Genomic DNA, 15,977 nt, shown 5'->3' with positions numbered 1-15,977 from the left:
GCCCGCAACGCAGGGGCCTACCCCTTGGATCCATGTCGTCCGATTGCCGGTATTGATCGGCCTGCCCCAATCTATGTGTCGCTGTCCACAATGCCAAGGGAACTGGGCAAGACTATTTAGCGCAATTTGCGGCTTTTACGGAGGTTTTGGCCACTCAGCACATGGTCGGACCGCCGCATGGTTAAGAGCGGCTGCTCCGGCCTGCGGGCCGGACGCCGCGGCGAGGTGGCGCCGGACGAACCACAAGCCGCTCCTTCTCGACGCTCACCGTCATCCCCGCGAGACTTTGCTTGAACCGCCGCCCCTCGCTCCGCGCCTGCGCCAACGCCCGCAGCAGCGTCTCGATCTGCCCCAGCTCCGGCGAATGGGCTGTCATCCCACCCGCCAGCGCGCGGCGAAGCAGCCGCACCTGGATTTCCTCGGCCATCGTGGAGAAGAGCGAGATATCGAAGCCGCCGCCCCCTCCGCCACGCAGGCGGAGATAACGCTCCGCACCGTCCGTCATCCGCTCGAGAGCCGCGTCGGCACGTGATAGCCGCATTGCGAGCCGGGAAAATGTCCTGGCATCCGCACCCTCGGACGCCAGCACCGGCATCAGGGCGCGCAGCCGCGAGCGCGTGTAGGCGGGATCGTGATTGGTGGGGTCATCGGCATAAACGACTTTGGCGCGATCGAGCGTCGCCACCAGCCGCGCCTTCGGAATTTCGAGGAACGGACGCAATAGCCCGACGCCGTGCCGTTCCGTCTGCATCGCCATGCCGGCGAGGCCGGTGATGCCGCTGCCGCGCGACAGCCGCATCAGAACGGTTTCCGCCTGATCGTCCTGGGTGTGAGCGGTGACGATCGCCACCGCCGACGCTGATCGCGCCGCGCGGGCAAGCAGTTCGTAGCGTGCGTCACGCGCGGCGCGCGGCACGCCGGTTTTCGGTTTCGGGCCGCGCCAGGACAGGATGCGATGGGTGATGCCGAGCGAGGACGCCAGCCGCTTCACATTGCGAGCCTCGTGCGCGGCGGCCGCCCGCAATCCGTGATCCACCGTCACCGCAAGAAGATCGGGACCGTTCTTGAGCGATTTGCGCCAGCGCGCGGCGAGCCACAACAGCGCCACGCTATCCGGACCGCCCGAGACGGCCAGCACCAGCGCCGGAATCCGCTTCCATCCGGCAAACAGATGCCGGGCCTCCTGCGCCGAGATAGGTTCAGCAACCGGAGCGTTTTTGTCCACGCGCGACACCTTGCTTCACGCTGTTTGATGCCCGCGGATATTTCCGCATAACTTCACCGAATGCTGCACAGGCGGCATCCTTTTCCTTCAGCGCGGCAAGCGATTCACCCAATCGCAGCATCGCATCCGGCGCCTTGGCGGACTTGTCGTATTTCGAAGTCACGGCCAGAAACGCCTCCGCCGCCTCGCGATACTTCTTGCGCTGATACAGGCTCTCGCCGAGCCAGTATTGCGCATCCCCGACGAGCCGGTCGCTCGGATACTTCACCGTGAAATTGCGCATGGTTTCTTCGGCGAGCCCGTAATCCTTGTGCTGCATGTAGCCGAGACCGAGATCGAACTCGTCCTTCGGCGACCTTGTCGGCGGCGCCGTGGTTAGCCCGCCGCTTGGGCTGGGCGGCGCTGCGGCAGCGCCGCTGTTGTTGCCGTAGTTGTTGTTCTCAAGATTCATCGGTGCGCCCGGCGCAGCCCCCGGCTCCGTATAATTGGATTGACCCCGCATGCTGCCGAGGGCGCGCGGCGCACCAGGCGCGCTCGGGTTCTGGTTCGGATCGAATGCATCGCCACGACGGCCGGGCGCTGGCGCCTGCCCATCATTATACGGCGTGGTGATCGGCGTGCCCTGCTGACCCTGATAGGCCGGCTGTTGCGGCTGCTGATATTGCGGGTTCTGATTCTGATACGGCGCGGGCCCCGCATTCGCAGGCCCCCGCGCGGCAGGTGCGCCCGGCGCTGCCCCGCCCTGCAACTGGCGAAGCTGCTCTTCGAGAACCTGATTGCGGTGCTGCAATTCCTCATTCTGACCGGTCAGCTTGCGCAACTGGTCGGACAGCCGGTCGATCTCCATCTGGGGATCGCCCTGAGAATCGTTGTCGTATTGCGCGTGCGCCTGCATCGGCAGCGCAAGAGGCGACAGAACAACGAACCCGCAGGCCAACCCCGCTGCGACGGCAGTTTTCAATTTCGATGACATGGCGATTTCGTTCTTGGCGATTTGATTCTTCATTCCCGCCCTGAAATGGGGCCGTGCAGGATGAGAGTTTTACTACGCCAAAAATGTGACTGCCGACAGGCCCCGCCTCCTTGCCACAAACAAAAAACGGCGCCCGAAGGCGCCGCTTTCATCCCCGGTGAGCCCCCGGAAACTTAAGAACTGGCGTTGAGCACCGTCACAGCGCGGCGGTTCTGCGACCAGCAGGAGATATCGTTACACACCGCCACCGGACGCTCCTTGCCGTAGGAGATCGTGCGCATGCGGCTGGCGCTGATGCCACGCGACACCAGGAAGTTACGCACCGACTGGGCGCGCTTGGCGCCGAGCGCGATGTTGTATTCACGCGTGCCGCGCTCGTCCGCGTGTCCCTCGATGGTGAAGGTGTAGCGCGGATACTGCTGTAGCCACTGAGCCTGCTTTTCGAGGGTGTTGATCGCCTGCTGCGACAGTTCGGTCTGGTCGCTGTCGAAGAACACGCGATCGCCGACATTGACCACGAAGTCCTGCTGGCTGCCTGGCGTCGCCGCGCCGGCCATACCGTTCAGGTCGCCGTTCTTGTTGGCGCAAGCGCCCATCGAAAGGGCCACGGCCAGCACGGCCGCGAATTTGAATCCCTGGAGGATACGCATTTGGGAGAACATTCCGGAGCCTCCACGCTCGGGTTTTTTGAACAGATTTCGGTCTACGCCCGCTTGGTTAAGCGAACGTTCCGTCAACCTTGATGAGCCGTTGCCAAAGCCCCTCAAATGCCACTGAATCGCTTAAAGCAATGGCGATGGTTAATAGGGTGTAAATATGGCGCCACTTCAGGACCTCCGCAGTTCCCAGACGATTATGCGGAGACGTGACCTGAAGGACGCGCCGCTGTGTCCGGATCAGGACAACAGCGGCGACCAGGCTGGATCGGACGCGAAGCCCGGCGTCGGAACCTGAAGTTCGTTGCGGCCCGAAATATCCACGGTGAACAGATGAGGGCCCGCGCCAAGATCGCGGAAGAACATCACCACGCGGCCGTTCGGCGCGAAGGTCGGACCTTCATTATGGAAGCCCGATGTGAGGATGCGCTCGCCCGAGCCGTCCGGCTTCATGATGCCGATGGCGAACTGGCCACCGCCCTGCTTGGTGAAAGCAATGTAGTCGCCGCGCGGCGACCACACCGGCGTGGAGTAGCTGCCGTCGCCGAACGAGATGCGTTGCGCCGCGCCGCCGCCCGCCGCCATCACATAGATTTGCGGCTTGCCGCCACGGTCGCTCTCGAAGCAGATGCGCGAACCGTCCGGCGCGTAAGACGGCGAGGTGTCGATCGCGGGCGTATCGGTCAGGCGCGTGGTCGACTTCGAGCGCAGATCCATCACATAGAGGTTGGAATTGCCGCCCTGCTGCAGGCTCATGATGATGCGCTGGCCGTCCGGAGAAAAGCGCGGGGCGAACGACATACCGGGAAAGTTGCCGACGATTTCGCGCTGGCCGGTCTCGACGTTGAACAGATAGACGCGCGGATCGCCGCCGCCGAATTCCATGTAGGTGATTTCCTGCGTGGACGGCGAGAACCGCGGCGTCAGCACCAGATCGGCGCCGCGCGTGAGATAGCGCACGTTGGCGCCGTCCTGATCCATTATCGTAAGACGCTTGACGCGGCGCTGCGCCGGGCCGGACTCGTCGACGAACACCACGCGGCTGTCGAAATAGCCCTTCTCGCCGGTGAGACGCTCGTAGATCTGATCGGAGATGATGTGAGCCACCCGCCGCCAGGATTCCGGCGAGGTGAAATATTGCTGGCCGGTGAGTTGCTGCGCAGCCGGCACGTCCCACAGGCGGAATTCCGCCTTGAGGCGTCCGTCGCTCTGCCGCGTGGCGCGACCGGTAACCAGCGCCTGCGCGTTGATCTGCCGCCAGCTCGGAAACTGCGGCGGCACATCAATGTTGGAGATACGCTCGATATAGGCCGCCTGATCGATCGGCGCGAACAGACCGCTGCGCTTGAGGTTGTTGGTGATGACCGACGCGATGCCTGCACTGACCTCGCCATCGCCCTGACCGCCCGCGACGAAATTCGGAATCGCAATCGGGATCGGCTGGAAGTTGCCCTGATCGACCTGAACACGGACCTGCGCGAACGCCTTGGCGAGCGGCGCAGCCGCAAGGCCAGCCGCTGTTGCGCCGACCAATTGCCGGCGCGTCATCTTGAATGTCATAGGCGTACCATCGTCCTTGCTCATCGGATCATGTTCCTGCGCGTGCATCACGCGGCTTTTTTTTAAGACGTACGTTCGGTGAAAACGGGTTCGAAGAATTTCCATTCGTTGAAGAATGACGGCGGCAGCTTGTAAGGCTGGCATTCGATGATCGCGCGGCGCGCGCTTTCCTGATAGACGCGGAAATACGGCGTGTTGCTGCCGGGCAGCGGCACCGGCATCGCCTCAAGCGTGCCGTCCTGCTTCAGGCGGACATCGAAGCTCGCCTGAATCTGTTGTGCCTCGATGCCGCCATACGGCTTCTTCCAGCAACGCTCCACCTGCTGCTTGAACATCGCGCCCCAGGTCGCCGAATTGTCGGCGGAACGGCCGTGCGAGAGGCCGAGCGCGGCCTGCGAATTCAATTCCGACCCGGTCATCGACTGCCGCGTCGGATCGCGCTTGTCGAGAAGTGCGGCGATCTTGGTCTGATCGAACACGCGCTCGTGCTTTTCCTTCGGCGGCGGAGTCGGCTTCGCCTGCGCCTGCTGTTTCTTCGGCTCAGGCTTCTTCGCCTGCTCCTTCTTCAGCGCTTCGGCGATGGGATCGACCTTCGCCGGGTCGGGCTTCTTTTCCGCCGGCTTGGTTTCTTCCTTCGGCTTCTCTTGCGCGACAGGCTTCGGCGGCTCCGGCTTTTTCTCGACCGGCTTTTCGACGGGCTTCGGCGGCGGCTCGGGCGCGGTGTCGGTCACGACCGGAGGCTTCTTGTCCTCGATCTTGCCGACCGGATCGTCCTGTGGCGGCGTCGCATCGGCGACCTTCTCGACCAGCGGCTTTACGCTTTCCTTCTTGCCGGTCTTGATGCCCTGCGTGACCTTGGCGAACTGATCGGCGGAAATGATGTCGACGGGCAATGACTCCTCGGGAGTCATCTCGTACATCTTGGTCGAAAACGAGATCAGCCCCCAGGAAATTACCAGAGCGTGCAAAGCGACAGACGCGGCAAGTGTCCGGTCGATTTTCACGTCAGCTCCCCTGCTCGACCTCGGTGACCAGAGCAACACGCTTGAACCCGGCAGCCGACAGGCGGCCCATCACCTTCATGATCGTGCCGTAGTCGGCTTTGGTGTCGCCGCGCACGAAGATGCGTTCCTCGGTGCCCCCGCGCGCATCGGTGATGGCCTTCAGCTTCGGCACCAACTCGTCGGCGGAAATTTCGGTGTTGTTGAGGAAGATCTTGCCAGACACTTGCACCGACAGCGTCAGCGGCTCCTTGTCCTGATCAAGGCTCTTGGCCGCGGTCTGCGGCAGGTCGAGCGGCACGCCAACCGTGAGCAGCGGCGCGGACACCATGAAGATGATGAGCAGCACGAGCATCACGTCCACCATCGGCGTGACGTTGATCTCGGCCATGACACTGGCGCGCTGATGACGGCGCCGGCCGCCACCGCCTGCTCCCCCGCCCATGCTCATGCCCATGTCGTCTGCCCGTCGTGTTGGTGCTTACGCCCGCTCGTCGATCTGACGAGACAGGATCGCGGAAAACTCATCGGCGAAGCCTTCCAGGCGCTGTGCCTGACGGCCGACTTCGGAGATGAACTTATTGTAGAAAATTGTCGCCGGAATGGCGGCGATCAGACCCATTGCGGTCGCGAACAGCGCCTCGGCGATGCCCGGCGCCACGACCGCGAGCGAGGTGTTCTTCGAGGCCGCGATCGACTGGAAGCTCGACATGATGCCCCAGACCGTACCGAACAGACCGACGAACGGACCGGCGGAGCCCACGGTCGCGAGCACCAGAAGCCTGCGGTCCAGCCGCTCGATCTCGCGCGCGATCGACACGCTCATCACCTTGTCGATGCGGGTCTGCAATCCTGCGAAAGAGCGGGAGTGACTCTCGAACGAGCGCTTCCATTCGCGCATCGCCGCGACAAACAACGCCGCCATCGAATGCGTCGGCTTGGCCGACAGCGCACGATAAAGGTCGTCGATCGACTGCCCAGACCAGAACGCCTGCTCGAAACGGTCCATCGCGCGGCGCGTGCGTGCGTACAGGAAAATTTTGTCGATCGCGATCGCCCAGACCCATACCGAGCAACTCAGCAGGCCGAGCATCACGAATTTGACGACGATGTGCGCCTGCCAGAATAGCGCGATCAGCGATACGTCGGAGGAGGCCACCGGCAAGGCGGACTGTGCCACGTCGGCTGGGTTCATGATTGGAATCCTCTCAACGCAATGTTCTCCAAAATGATTGCAGGAGCGCGACAATTGCTGCGCAGCCCGCGAGCGGACGCCAGAAAGCGCCGGCATGGCCGAAGCGTCGGATCGGAACAAGAGCCGCTGTCATGTTCGCACGGAGCGGCCTCCCCAAGGCCGGCTCCTCCATCCTCCGCCAACATGTCAAAACAAGGGCTGTCAGCGCTGTTTCAGCCCACTCACCAGACGCCCCGCGTGGTTAAAAGGGGGTTAAGATGACTGCTTTTAACCGCCAAAACGTCTGCCGGATCAAGGCCAAATCTGCCCTTCACAAGCAAAACCACCCGCCTGGAGGGCCAGGCGGGTGGTTTGGAGAAAGACTCAGTCGATGGCGAGGTGGAACGGCCGTTTCAGCCCTGTGCCGCGGGTGAGTCGGGCGATGCCGGACGCTGGCGGTGCTGAGCCATGAAGGCGTCGAACTCCTCCTTGTCCTTGGCCTGACGCAAACGGTCGAGGAAGTCGCGGAATTCCTTCTGCTCCTCCTCAAGGCGGCGCAGCGTCTCCATCCGGTACTCGTCGAAAGCGCGGTTGCCGCTCGACGGGCCCCAGAAGCCACGGCCGTAATTCCGGCCGTCCATGCGCTCGCGCATCCGCTCCATCTTCCACTGCATCCGTTCCATCTTGTCGGCGAAACGCCCGTGATGATTCCAGCAACCCATTTTTCTGCTCCAGAAGGTGTAGGCGAGCGCCGCCAGACCGAGCGGCCACCAGACGATGAAACCGGCGATGACGATCAGGATCGAGGCCGGATGGCAGGACCGCTGCCATTCGTGACTCTGCCAGCGCATGTCGTGGGGCGGTCCGCCCCAACCCGGCCGGCCCGAGCGGTCGAAGTCTGCGGTATTCGTCATGCGCGTCTCCTCACCGTGAATGTAAATAACATTTACATAGCTAAACCATCCAGGCGGATTGTCAAGCGCGGCACAATCGCCCTCCCGCAAATTTAATCTACGGGGTAGGTTCCAGGCGCGGCGAAAAGCCGAGGCCCTTGAGGTAGACGAGCACGCCTGCTTCCAGCAGGTCCTCAGCCGACATCGGCAGCTTGCGCGAGGTCGCATCCCCTCGCCCAAACAACGAGGCGATGCCGTGCGACAGCGACCAGATGTGCAGCGCCATCATCATCGCGGGCGGACGCGGCACGTTCGGCGGCGCGAGCGCCACCAGCCGCTCAGAGGCGGCGCGGATGATCGCGAAGGCACGCTCACTCGCCATCAGCAGCGCGGGATTGTCCTGCACCGGTACGCCGGATTCGAACATCGCCGAGTAATAGGCCGGATGTTCACGCGCGAAGGCGAGATAGGCTTTGCCGACACGCGAGAACGCCACGAACGTATCGGGGCGGCCGTCGTCCCACGCAGTGGAGAGCTGCTTCTCGAACAACTCAAAACCTTGCTGCGCGATACTCGCCAGCAATTCATCGCGGTCACGGAAATGCCGATATGGTGCTGCCGGGCTGACGCCCGCCGAGCGCGCGGCCTCCGCGAAGGTGAAGCCCGCAGGGCCCTTCTGCGCGATGAGATCGAGCGCAGCCTGGATCAGCGCTTCCTTGAGATTGCCGTGATGGTAGCCGCCTTCCCGGCGGCCGCGATGCCAGTTCATGTGAAAGGTTTTAACATGGCATCGGGAGCGCGCGCCAGAGCGCAGCGGCGCTCATGCTCCGGCGTCCTGATCGGCCTTCATCAGCAGCCGCAGCGCTTTCGGGATCGGCCGGGCGCGGCCCTCCGAGATGAAGGCGACCTTCACCCTGGCCTCGATCAGAAGCTCCTCGCCGCGCCGCACCTCCTGCGCCAGCATCATCGAAGCGCCCTTCACCTCATGCGGCGTGGTGATGACCATGAGGATGTCGTCCATCCGCGCGGGCCGCAGAAATTCGAGCTGCATCGAGCGCACCACGAAGGCAAAGCCCGGCGCTTCCGCCCCCGCTTCTGCGAACAGCGCGCTCTGCTCGGCGCCGAGCAGCCGCAGGTAGTTGGTCCGCCCGCGCTCCATGAAACGCAGGAAATTGGCGTGATAGACGATGCCGGAAAAATCCGTGTCCTCGTAATAGACGCGGATCGCCATCACATGGCGGCCGTTCTGAATCTCACCGTCGAGGGAAAGCGAGGCGGGTTTTTCGGTCATCGCATCAATCTTGGAAATCAGTCTTCGTCATCAGTGAACATGCCGAACTGGGCAGAGTCGCGCGAGGGCGCGGCCAAGCCCAGATGCCTGAAGGCGTGATCGGTGAGAAGCCGCCCGCGCGGGGTGCGCTGCAGATAGCCGCACTGGATCAAATACGGCTCGATGATGTCCTCGATGGCGTCGCGCGGCTCCGACAATGCCGCCGCCATGGTTTCGACGCCCACCGGGCCCCCGCCATAGTTCAGCGCGATGGTCGAGAGATAGCGGCGGTCCATGGCATCGAGCCCTGCTTTATCCACCTCGAGTGCGCCGAGCGCGTGATCGGCAATCTTGCGGTCGATGGCGTCGGCATCGGCGGCTGAAGCGAAGTCACGCACACGGCGCAGCAGGCGCCCCGCGATGCGCGGCGTGCCGCGCGCCCGCCGGGCGATCTCGTTCGCGCCGTCTTTCGTCATGCCGATGCCAAGCACCCGCGCGCCACGGGTGACGATCTTCTCAAGCTCGTCCTCGGTATAGAAATTCAGCCGCAGCGGGATGCCGAAACGGTCGCGCAGCGGATTGGTCAGCAAGCCTGCGCGCGTCGTCGCGCCGACCAGCGTGAACTTCGCAAGGTCGATCTTCACCGAGCGCGCCGCAGGTCCCTCGCCGATGATGAGATCGAGCTGGAAATCCTCCATCGCGGGATACAGCACTTCCTCCACCGCCGGATTGAGGCGATGAATTTCGTCGATGAACAGCACGTCGCGTTCTTCGAGATTGGTCAGCAGTGCCGCGAGGTCTCCCGCTTTCGCGATCACAGGACCCGACGTGGCGCGGAAGCCGACGCCAAGTTCGCGGGCGACAATCTGCGCCAGCGTGGTCTTGCCCAAGCCCGGCGGGCCGACAAACAGCACATGGTCCAGCGCCTCGTTGCGCTTGCGCGCGGCATCGATGAACACCTGCAAGTTCGCGCGCGCCTGCGCCTGGCCGACGAACTCCGACAGGTTCTGCGGGCGCAGCGAGGTGTCGCCGATGTCATCGGCGCGGCGCTCGGGCGTAACGAGGCGAGGACCAGTCATTTCGCCAGTTCCTTCAGCCCGAGGCGGATGAGCTTGGTCGTCTCCGCGCCTTCACCCGCATCGCGCGATGCGCTTGCAATTGCAGCCGCCGCCTGCGGCTGGCCGTAACCGAGATTGACCAGCGCGGAAATCGCGTCCCGCACCGGACCGGGCGCGCGGTCGTCATCGACGGCGCTGGCAAGATGCACCACCGCCGGATCGACGCTGGCGAAAGCGGGCGCCTTGTCTTTCAGTTCAGTGACAATGCGCTCGGCAACTTTCGGGCCGACGCCCGGCGTGCGCGCCACCGCCGCCTTGTCGCGCAGCGCAATCGCATTAGCGAGATCGGACGGCGGCAATGTCGAGAGTACCGCCAGCGCGACCTTGGCGCCGACGCCCTGCACGGTCTGCAGCAGGCGAAACCATTCACGCTCGATATCGCTGCGGAAACCGAACAACCTGATCTGATCCTCGCGCACGTATGTCTCGATCGACAGCACCGCGGCCTCGCCGGGCGAGGGCAGCGCCTGCAACGTGCGGGCGGAGCAACTCACGAGATAGCCGACGCCCTGCACGTCGAGGACAACATAATCCTCGCCGTAGGAATCGATTAGGCCCTTGAGCTTGCCGATCATGCGCTGGCCACCTTCCGCATCAGCGCCACGCTCTGCCTATGATGCGCATGGGTGATGGCGATGGCGAGGGCGTCGGCAGCGTCCGGTGTCGCAGGCTGAGCCTTCGGCAGCAGCACGCCGAGCATGACGCGAATCTGGTTCTTGTCCGCATGGCCCGCGCCGACCACGGTTTTCTTCACCTGATTGGGCGCGTATTCCGCGACCGAAATGCCCGACATCGCGGGCACCAGCATCGCGACGCCGCGCGCCTGCCCGAGCTTGAGCGTGCCTGCGCCGTCCTTGTTAACGAAGGTCTGCTCAATCGCGGCTTCCATCGGGCCGTGCTCGCTCATCACCTTGAGAAGGCCTTCATGGATTGCCAGCAGGCGCTCCGACAGCGGCAGGCTTTCGCGCGATTCGACGGAACCGCAGCCGACATAGATCAGCCGGTTGCCATCGACGTCGATCACCCCCCAGCCGGTGCGGCGCAGGCCCGGATCGATCCCCAGAATACGAATCGCGCGCGAAGTCATGCCTTATGATAACCGAAACCGCCGCAAAGGTCGTTACAGCAGGGTGCCGCGCAGGATCAGGAGCGCGACGCTGAAATAGATCATCAGTCCCGTGACATCGACCAGCGTGGCGACGAAGGGCGCCGACGCGCTGGCAGGGTCGAAGCCCACCCGCTGCAGCAGGAACGGCAGCATCGAGCCCACAACCGAGCCGAACGTCACCACGCCGACCAGCGCGGCGGCGACCGTCACGCCGACCAGAAACCAGTGCTCGCCATAGTCGTAAATGCCGAGCTTCTGCCACATCACCACCCGGAACAATCCGATGATGCCAAGCCCCGCCCCGAGCAGAAGCCCGGTCGGCAGTTCACGCAGCATCACATGCCACCAGTCGGACAGCTTCACGTCATGCAGCGCCAGCGCGCGGATCAAAAGCGAGGTCGCCTGCGAGCCGGAATTGCCGCCCGAACTCATGATCAGCGGGATGAACAGCGTCAGCACCAGCGCCTTTTCCAGTTCGCCCTCGAAGTGCTGCATGACGCTCGCGGTCAGCATTTCGCTGACGAACAGAACAGCCAGCCAGACGCCGCGCTTGCGGATCATGTCGCCGAGCTTGATCTGCATGTAAGGCTCCTCGATCGCCTCCATGCCGCCGAACTTCTGCGCGTCCTCGGTGCTTTCCTCGATGATGGTGTCGATGACGTCATCGAAGGTGACGATGCCGAGCAGGTGCGAGGCTTTATCCACCACGGGCACGGCAAGAAGGTCGTGACGCGCGATCAGCCGCGCCACGTCTTCCCGGTCCGCGAGCGGCAGCGTGGTGATGGGCGTGACCGCGAGATCGCCGATCCTCTCGTCCGGCTCGCCCGCGATCAGGCGGCGCAGCGATAGCGCGCCGGCCAGACGGCGGGTCACGGGATCGAGTACATAGATCGCATAGACTGTCTCGCGGGTGCGCTCGACCTGGCGGATGTGCTGCAGCGTGCGCTCCACCGTCCAGTTGCTCGGCGCGCTGACGAATTCGATCGTCATCATCGCGCCGGCGGTGTTCGCCGGATAGGCCAGCAGGCTCTTGATGGCGTTGCGCGAGGCCGGGTCGAGCCCTTCCATCAGCTCGGTGCGCGGCGGGTCCCGCAACTGCTGGATGAGGTCGGCCGCCATGTCCGCGGACATCCCCGCCAGCAGCGGGATCGCGACATCGTGCGGCAGCGCCTCGACGATCTCGGCTGCGAAATCGAGTTCCGGCTTGTCGAGAACCTCGATCGCCCTCTCGCGCGGCAGGAGACGCAGGACCTCGGCGGCCTCCTCAGGCTCCAGCCTGTTGAGAATGTCGACCGTGTCGGCGGTATGCTCGTTGGTCAGGCTTGCCGCGACCACAGCCGCGTTGAAGCCATCCTCGGAGATTGTGTGGATGTCCGTCATGACTCACCTTCGGATCTGCCGACACCGGCAGCGGGTGAGCCTCAGAAGCGCTCAGACCGCACGGGCCGCTGTCGGCAAAGTACGTTGACTGTCGCTTGGCATAGTTGGGTGTTTCCAGTGACACGGCGCGCGATCCAAAGGATCCCGCGCCGCCATGACGACCACATGAGCTTTCACTTGCGCGGCGTCAAGAAAAAATCGCGCGCATCGCAACGAAAGAACGAAAGCGCGCTTCAGCCCGCCATCTTGGCGGCGAGCGCGTCCGAGACTTCGAAATTGGCGTAGACGTTCTGCACGTCGTCATGTTCGTTCAACTGATCGAGCAGCTTGAACAGCTTTTCGCCGACCTCGTCGCTGACGGCGATGTTGTTCTGGGGTTTCCAGATCAGCGCGGCCTTGCGCGGCTCGCCGAACTTGGCCTCCAGCGCCTTGGCAGCCTCACTCAGCGAGGCCTGCGAGGTGTAGATTTCATGGCCATCCTCGGAGGACACCACGTCGTCGGCGCCGGCGTCGATGGCGGCCTCCAGCATGGTTTCGGCATCGGCCTTGGCCGCGTCGTATTCGATCACGCCGACATGGTCGAACATGAACGAGACCGAGCCGGTTTCGCCGAGGTTGCCGCCGGACTTGGTGAAATAGGAGCGGATGTCGGAGGCGGCGCGGTTGCGGTTGTCGGTCAGCGCCTCGACGATCACCGCGACGCCGCCCGGGCCATAGCCCTCGTAACGGATTTCATCGTAGCTCTCGCCCTCGCCGCCGATCGCCTTCTTGATGGCGCGCTCGATATTGTCCTTCGGCATGTTCTCGGCGCGGGCGGCGATCACGGCGGCGCGCAGGCGCGGGTTCATCGCCGGATCGGGCGTGCCGAGCTTGGCCGCCACGGTGATTTCGCGGGCGAGCTTGCCGAATATCTTGGACCGCATGGCATCCTGCTTGCCCTTGCGGTGCATGATGTTCTTGAATTGGGAATGTCCAGCCATGCGAATGGTCTCTGTAGGGGGCGCATCGCGCCTTGCATTGAAGATCGGGTTGGGTGGCGCGTTATAAAGCCGCACTCGCCAAAATCAAAGATTTTCGAAGCCGACCGAACCTTACCCCTGCTGCCAGAATCCGGGGGTCACAGGCTCCAGCACCGGGCCGATCCGCACCGGGGCGACCCTCTCGGCGAGGCCGGTCGCATCGTTCGTCTCCACGGCAACGCCGCTCAGGGTGCCGGGGCCGTCGCCCGCCGTAAAACGCGCCGCCGGATAGCCGCGCAGGAAGCGGCCGAGCGGCTCCTCGCGATCCATGCCGATCACGGTCTCGTAGTCGCCGGTCATGCCCGCGTCGGTCATGTAGGCGGTGCCGCGCGGCAGGATGCGATGGTCGGCGGTCGGCGCGTGGGTGTGGGTGCCGACAACGAGGCTCGCGCGTCCGTCGCAATGATAGCCGAACGCCTGCTTCTCGCTGCTCGCCTCGCCATGAAAATCGACCACGACGGCATCGACAGCCTCGCCCAGCGGGCAGGCGTTGAGTTCGCGGTCGATGGCGATGAAGGGATCATCGCAAGGCGACATAAAAATGCGTCCGATAGCGTTGACGATCAGCGCGCGCTGGCCCTTCTTGGTCTCGATCATCGCAGCCCCACGCCCCGGCGTGCCTGCCGTGAAATTGAGCGGACGGATCAGGCGCGGCGCACGCTCGATGAACACCAGTGCCTCGCGCTGGTCCCAGGAATGATTGCCGAGCGTGATGGCGTCGGCGCCCGCATCGACCAGTTCCTCATAGATCGCCTCGGTAATGCCGAAACCGCCGGCGGCGTTCTCGCCATTGACGACGACCAGATCGAGCGCCCAGTCGCGGATCAGGCCGGGCAGCGTTTCTGTTATTGCAACACGCCCGCTGCGCCCCACTACATCGCCGACAAAGAGAATCCGCACCCCGCCTACTCCCGGAAATCAATCACATCACGTTCCGTTAGCACGAGATCGAGCGGTTCGTCGTGGGCGTCGGCGGGTAGCTCATCGATTTCCTGCACGGAAAACGCAAGGCCTGCGGCCATGATGCGCTTGCTCCGCCGCAGTTTCTGCAGCGTGCGGTCGTAATAGCCGCCGCCATAGCCGAGACGATGGCCACGGCGGTCGAAGGCGGCGAGCGGCACCAGCACGATGTCCGGCTCGACCTCCTCCGCATCGGAGGAAGGCTCGAGAATGCCATACAGGCCACGCACCAGAACCGTATCCTTCGTCCATGCCCGAAAGACCAGCGGCTGGCCGCGTCCCACCGCGACCGGCAACGCCAGCGCAGCACCGCGTGCGTGCAACGCATCCATCAATGCGGACGGATCGATCTCGGTGCGGATCGCGGAAAAGCCGGCGACTATACAGCCAGGGCCGACTTCAAAACGAGTGACATGCCGCGCCAGCGCTTGCGCCGCGGCGGCACGCTTGGACGCATCAAGCGCATCGCGGCGGGCAAAAGCCTGCTGGCGGAGGTGGTTCTTGGATTGCTGCAGGGAAGAATCGTCCACCGCGCCCTCAGTGAAAATCCGGTCATGCCTGGAGGACAAAAAGGAAAGTGCGAAGCCACGGTCGCCGTTGAAGCACTCGATCCCGGAGTTCCCTACGAAAGTAGGTGGGCACCATATGTCCGGGTCCACGGACCCGGCCAGGGACAGTTCCCTAAAGGATCGATAAGGCCCCGGGGATATATGGCTCCTGACGCGCGCTGCAGCCTCGCCTGCCCAATGTAGCGACGATCACCCTGCGCCGCCAGCCGTTGCCGGACGATTTCAGCCGATGAGGGGTTGACGAGAAACTAGCGATTTCAGCCGAGCGCGACGTTGCCCGCCAGCGGCTTGTTCAATTCCTGCGTCATCCGCTCGATGCGATCAGAGGCAGCGTTAAGCGCATTGGCGATCGCGCTCTGGGTGGCGCGGGCACGATCCGATGCCGCCACACGGCCCTCGCGCAGCACTTCGATCTCTTCCTCGAAGCCACGGATGCGGCGCTCGGCGTCCTGCAACTCATCGGCGATGGTGAGGGACGCCATCACCGTCAGGCGCTGATCGCCGATCTCGCCGAACTTGCCCCGCAGGTCGGTGACGCGGCTCTCCAGCATTTCAGCCAGCCGCAGCAGCCGCGTCTCCTGCCCTTCCTCGCAGGCCATGCGGTATTGCCGGCCATTGATGGTGACGTTGACGTGACTCACGAGGCGTCCTCCTCGATCACCGAACGTATCGTGCCGATGGCGACGTCGAGGCGCTCGGCGATTTCACGGTTCGTGCGCTCGAGCTCGCGCGACCGCACCAGGGTGCCGTCGAGTTCATTGGCGAGGCGCGAACGATCCACGCCGAGCGACTGAATGCGCGCTGCCAACTCGTCGCTGCCACGATCGTATTCGCGACGGCGTTCCACCGCGCTCTCCAGCGCATCGAGGGCTGCCGCGAGTCGCCGTGTCGCAGCCTCGATCTCGCTCGCGGCAGAAGAAGCAGCCGGTGCCGCAGTTTCGCCGGCGGCGAAGGCGTTGGGCATACGGTCGTTCATATACGAGCCATTCGGTCTCGGATGTTGAACCATGGAAGGTTGAGCGGCCGATCTCATCGGAAAATCCCGGTCCAGCAAGCATTTAGTTGCTGAAT

At 63.9% G+C, this 15,977-nt stretch carries 19 protein-coding genes and 1 other RNA gene; all 20 read right to left on the bottom strand.

Annotated elements, in window-relative coordinates; translation table 11 throughout:
• Positions 1 to 181 precede the first annotated feature (181 nt).
• Entirely contained in the window at positions 182 to 1,225 is a 1,044-nt protein-coding gene (tilS, locus tag AFIDRAFT_RS12505; RefSeq protein ID WP_009339840.1) for a tRNA lysidine(34) synthetase TilS, read from the bottom strand.
• Positions 1,200 to 2,198 (bottom strand): tol-pal system protein YbgF, encoded by a 999-nt coding sequence (gene ybgF, locus AFIDRAFT_RS12500; RefSeq protein WP_040298447.1) that lies wholly within the window; start codon positions 2,196 to 2,198, stop codon positions 1,200 to 1,202. Before ybgF ends, tilS begins: the two co-directional genes overlap by 26 nt.
• Before the next feature lie 173 nt (positions 2,199 to 2,371).
• Positions 2,372 to 2,860: a peptidoglycan-associated lipoprotein Pal gene (gene pal / locus AFIDRAFT_RS12495; RefSeq protein WP_009339838.1), complete on the bottom strand. Its 489-nt coding sequence runs from the start codon at positions 2,858 to 2,860 to the stop codon at positions 2,372 to 2,374.
• Between the two features lie 234 nt (positions 2,861 to 3,094).
• On the bottom strand, positions 3,095 to 4,414 hold the full coding sequence (tolB, locus tag AFIDRAFT_RS12490) for a Tol-Pal system beta propeller repeat protein TolB (protein WP_198007825.1): 1,320 nt from the start codon (positions 4,412 to 4,414) through the stop codon (positions 3,095 to 3,097).
• 62 nt (positions 4,415 to 4,476) lie between these two features.
• A complete protein-coding gene (gene tolA, locus AFIDRAFT_RS12485; protein ID WP_009339836.1) occupies positions 4,477 to 5,418 on the bottom strand; it encodes a cell envelope integrity protein TolA in 942 nt (313 codons plus the stop codon).
• Position 5,419: 1 nt separating this feature from the next.
• Entirely contained in the window at positions 5,420 to 5,872 is a 453-nt protein-coding gene (gene tolR, locus AFIDRAFT_RS12480) for a protein TolR (RefSeq protein ID WP_009339835.1), read from the bottom strand.
• A 24-nt stretch (positions 5,873 to 5,896) separates the two neighbouring features.
• Positions 5,897 to 6,610, bottom strand: a complete 714-nt coding sequence (gene tolQ, locus AFIDRAFT_RS12475; RefSeq protein ID WP_009339834.1) for a protein TolQ — start codon at positions 6,608 to 6,610, stop codon at positions 5,897 to 5,899.
• A gap of 392 nt (positions 6,611 to 7,002) precedes the next feature.
• Positions 7,003 to 7,503: a DUF2852 domain-containing protein gene (locus AFIDRAFT_RS12470; protein WP_009339833.1), complete on the bottom strand. Its 501-nt coding sequence runs from the start codon at positions 7,501 to 7,503 to the stop codon at positions 7,003 to 7,005.
• A gap of 97 nt (positions 7,504 to 7,600) precedes the next feature.
• Positions 7,601 to 8,251: a TetR/AcrR family transcriptional regulator gene (locus tag AFIDRAFT_RS12465; RefSeq protein ID WP_009339832.1), complete on the bottom strand. Its 651-nt coding sequence runs from the start codon at positions 8,249 to 8,251 to the stop codon at positions 7,601 to 7,603.
• Between the two features lie 51 nt (positions 8,252 to 8,302).
• Entirely contained in the window at positions 8,303 to 8,773 is a 471-nt protein-coding gene (ybgC, locus tag AFIDRAFT_RS12460) for a tol-pal system-associated acyl-CoA thioesterase (RefSeq protein WP_009339831.1), read from the bottom strand.
• Between the two features lie 17 nt (positions 8,774 to 8,790).
• Positions 8,791 to 9,831 (bottom strand): Holliday junction branch migration DNA helicase RuvB, encoded by a 1,041-nt coding sequence (gene ruvB, locus AFIDRAFT_RS12455; protein ID WP_009339830.1) that lies wholly within the window; start codon positions 9,829 to 9,831, stop codon positions 8,791 to 8,793.
• On the bottom strand, positions 9,828 to 10,445 hold the full coding sequence (ruvA, locus tag AFIDRAFT_RS12450; protein WP_009339829.1) for a Holliday junction branch migration protein RuvA: 618 nt from the start codon (positions 10,443 to 10,445) through the stop codon (positions 9,828 to 9,830). The genes ruvB and ruvA overlap by 4 nt, the downstream gene beginning before the upstream one ends.
• Complete coding sequence (gene ruvC, locus AFIDRAFT_RS12445) at positions 10,442 to 10,957, bottom strand: crossover junction endodeoxyribonuclease RuvC (protein ID WP_009339828.1); 516 nt, start codon at positions 10,955 to 10,957, stop codon at positions 10,442 to 10,444. Before ruvC ends, ruvA begins: the two co-directional genes overlap by 4 nt.
• Before the next feature lie 33 nt (positions 10,958 to 10,990).
• Positions 10,991 to 12,358, bottom strand: a complete 1,368-nt coding sequence (gene mgtE / locus AFIDRAFT_RS12440) for a magnesium transporter (RefSeq protein WP_009339827.1) — start codon at positions 12,356 to 12,358, stop codon at positions 10,991 to 10,993.
• A gap of 233 nt (positions 12,359 to 12,591) precedes the next feature.
• Positions 12,592 to 13,338: a YebC/PmpR family DNA-binding transcriptional regulator gene (locus tag AFIDRAFT_RS12435; RefSeq protein WP_009339826.1), complete on the bottom strand. Its 747-nt coding sequence runs from the start codon at positions 13,336 to 13,338 to the stop codon at positions 12,592 to 12,594.
• 111 nt (positions 13,339 to 13,449) lie between these two features.
• Positions 13,450 to 14,277: a TIGR00282 family metallophosphoesterase gene (locus tag AFIDRAFT_RS12430; protein WP_009339825.1), complete on the bottom strand. Its 828-nt coding sequence runs from the start codon at positions 14,275 to 14,277 to the stop codon at positions 13,450 to 13,452.
• A 5-nt stretch (positions 14,278 to 14,282) separates the two neighbouring features.
• Positions 14,283 to 14,867, bottom strand: coding sequence for a 5-formyltetrahydrofolate cyclo-ligase (locus AFIDRAFT_RS12425; RefSeq protein ID WP_009339824.1), 585 nt, complete (start codon positions 14,865 to 14,867; stop codon positions 14,283 to 14,285).
• Positions 14,868 to 14,915: 48 nt separating this feature from the next.
• Positions 14,916 to 15,076: non-coding RNA, 6S RNA (ssrS, locus tag AFIDRAFT_RS19500), on the bottom strand.
• Between the two features lie 87 nt (positions 15,077 to 15,163).
• Positions 15,164 to 15,547 (bottom strand): cell division protein ZapA, encoded by a 384-nt coding sequence (locus tag AFIDRAFT_RS12420; protein WP_009339823.1) that lies wholly within the window; start codon positions 15,545 to 15,547, stop codon positions 15,164 to 15,166.
• Positions 15,544 to 15,882 (bottom strand): DUF4164 domain-containing protein, encoded by a 339-nt coding sequence (locus AFIDRAFT_RS12415; protein ID WP_009339822.1) that lies wholly within the window; start codon positions 15,880 to 15,882, stop codon positions 15,544 to 15,546. Before AFIDRAFT_RS12415 ends, AFIDRAFT_RS12420 begins: the two co-directional genes overlap by 4 nt.
• Positions 15,883 to 15,977 lie beyond the last annotated feature (95 nt).

It is taken from the genome of Afipia sp. 1NLS2, assembly GCF_000178995.1.
Taxonomy (GTDB): Bacteria; Pseudomonadota; Alphaproteobacteria; order Rhizobiales; family Xanthobacteraceae; genus Afipia.
Note: the sequence above shows the minus strand (reverse complement) of the source record. Positions and strands in the feature narration are given on the sequence as shown.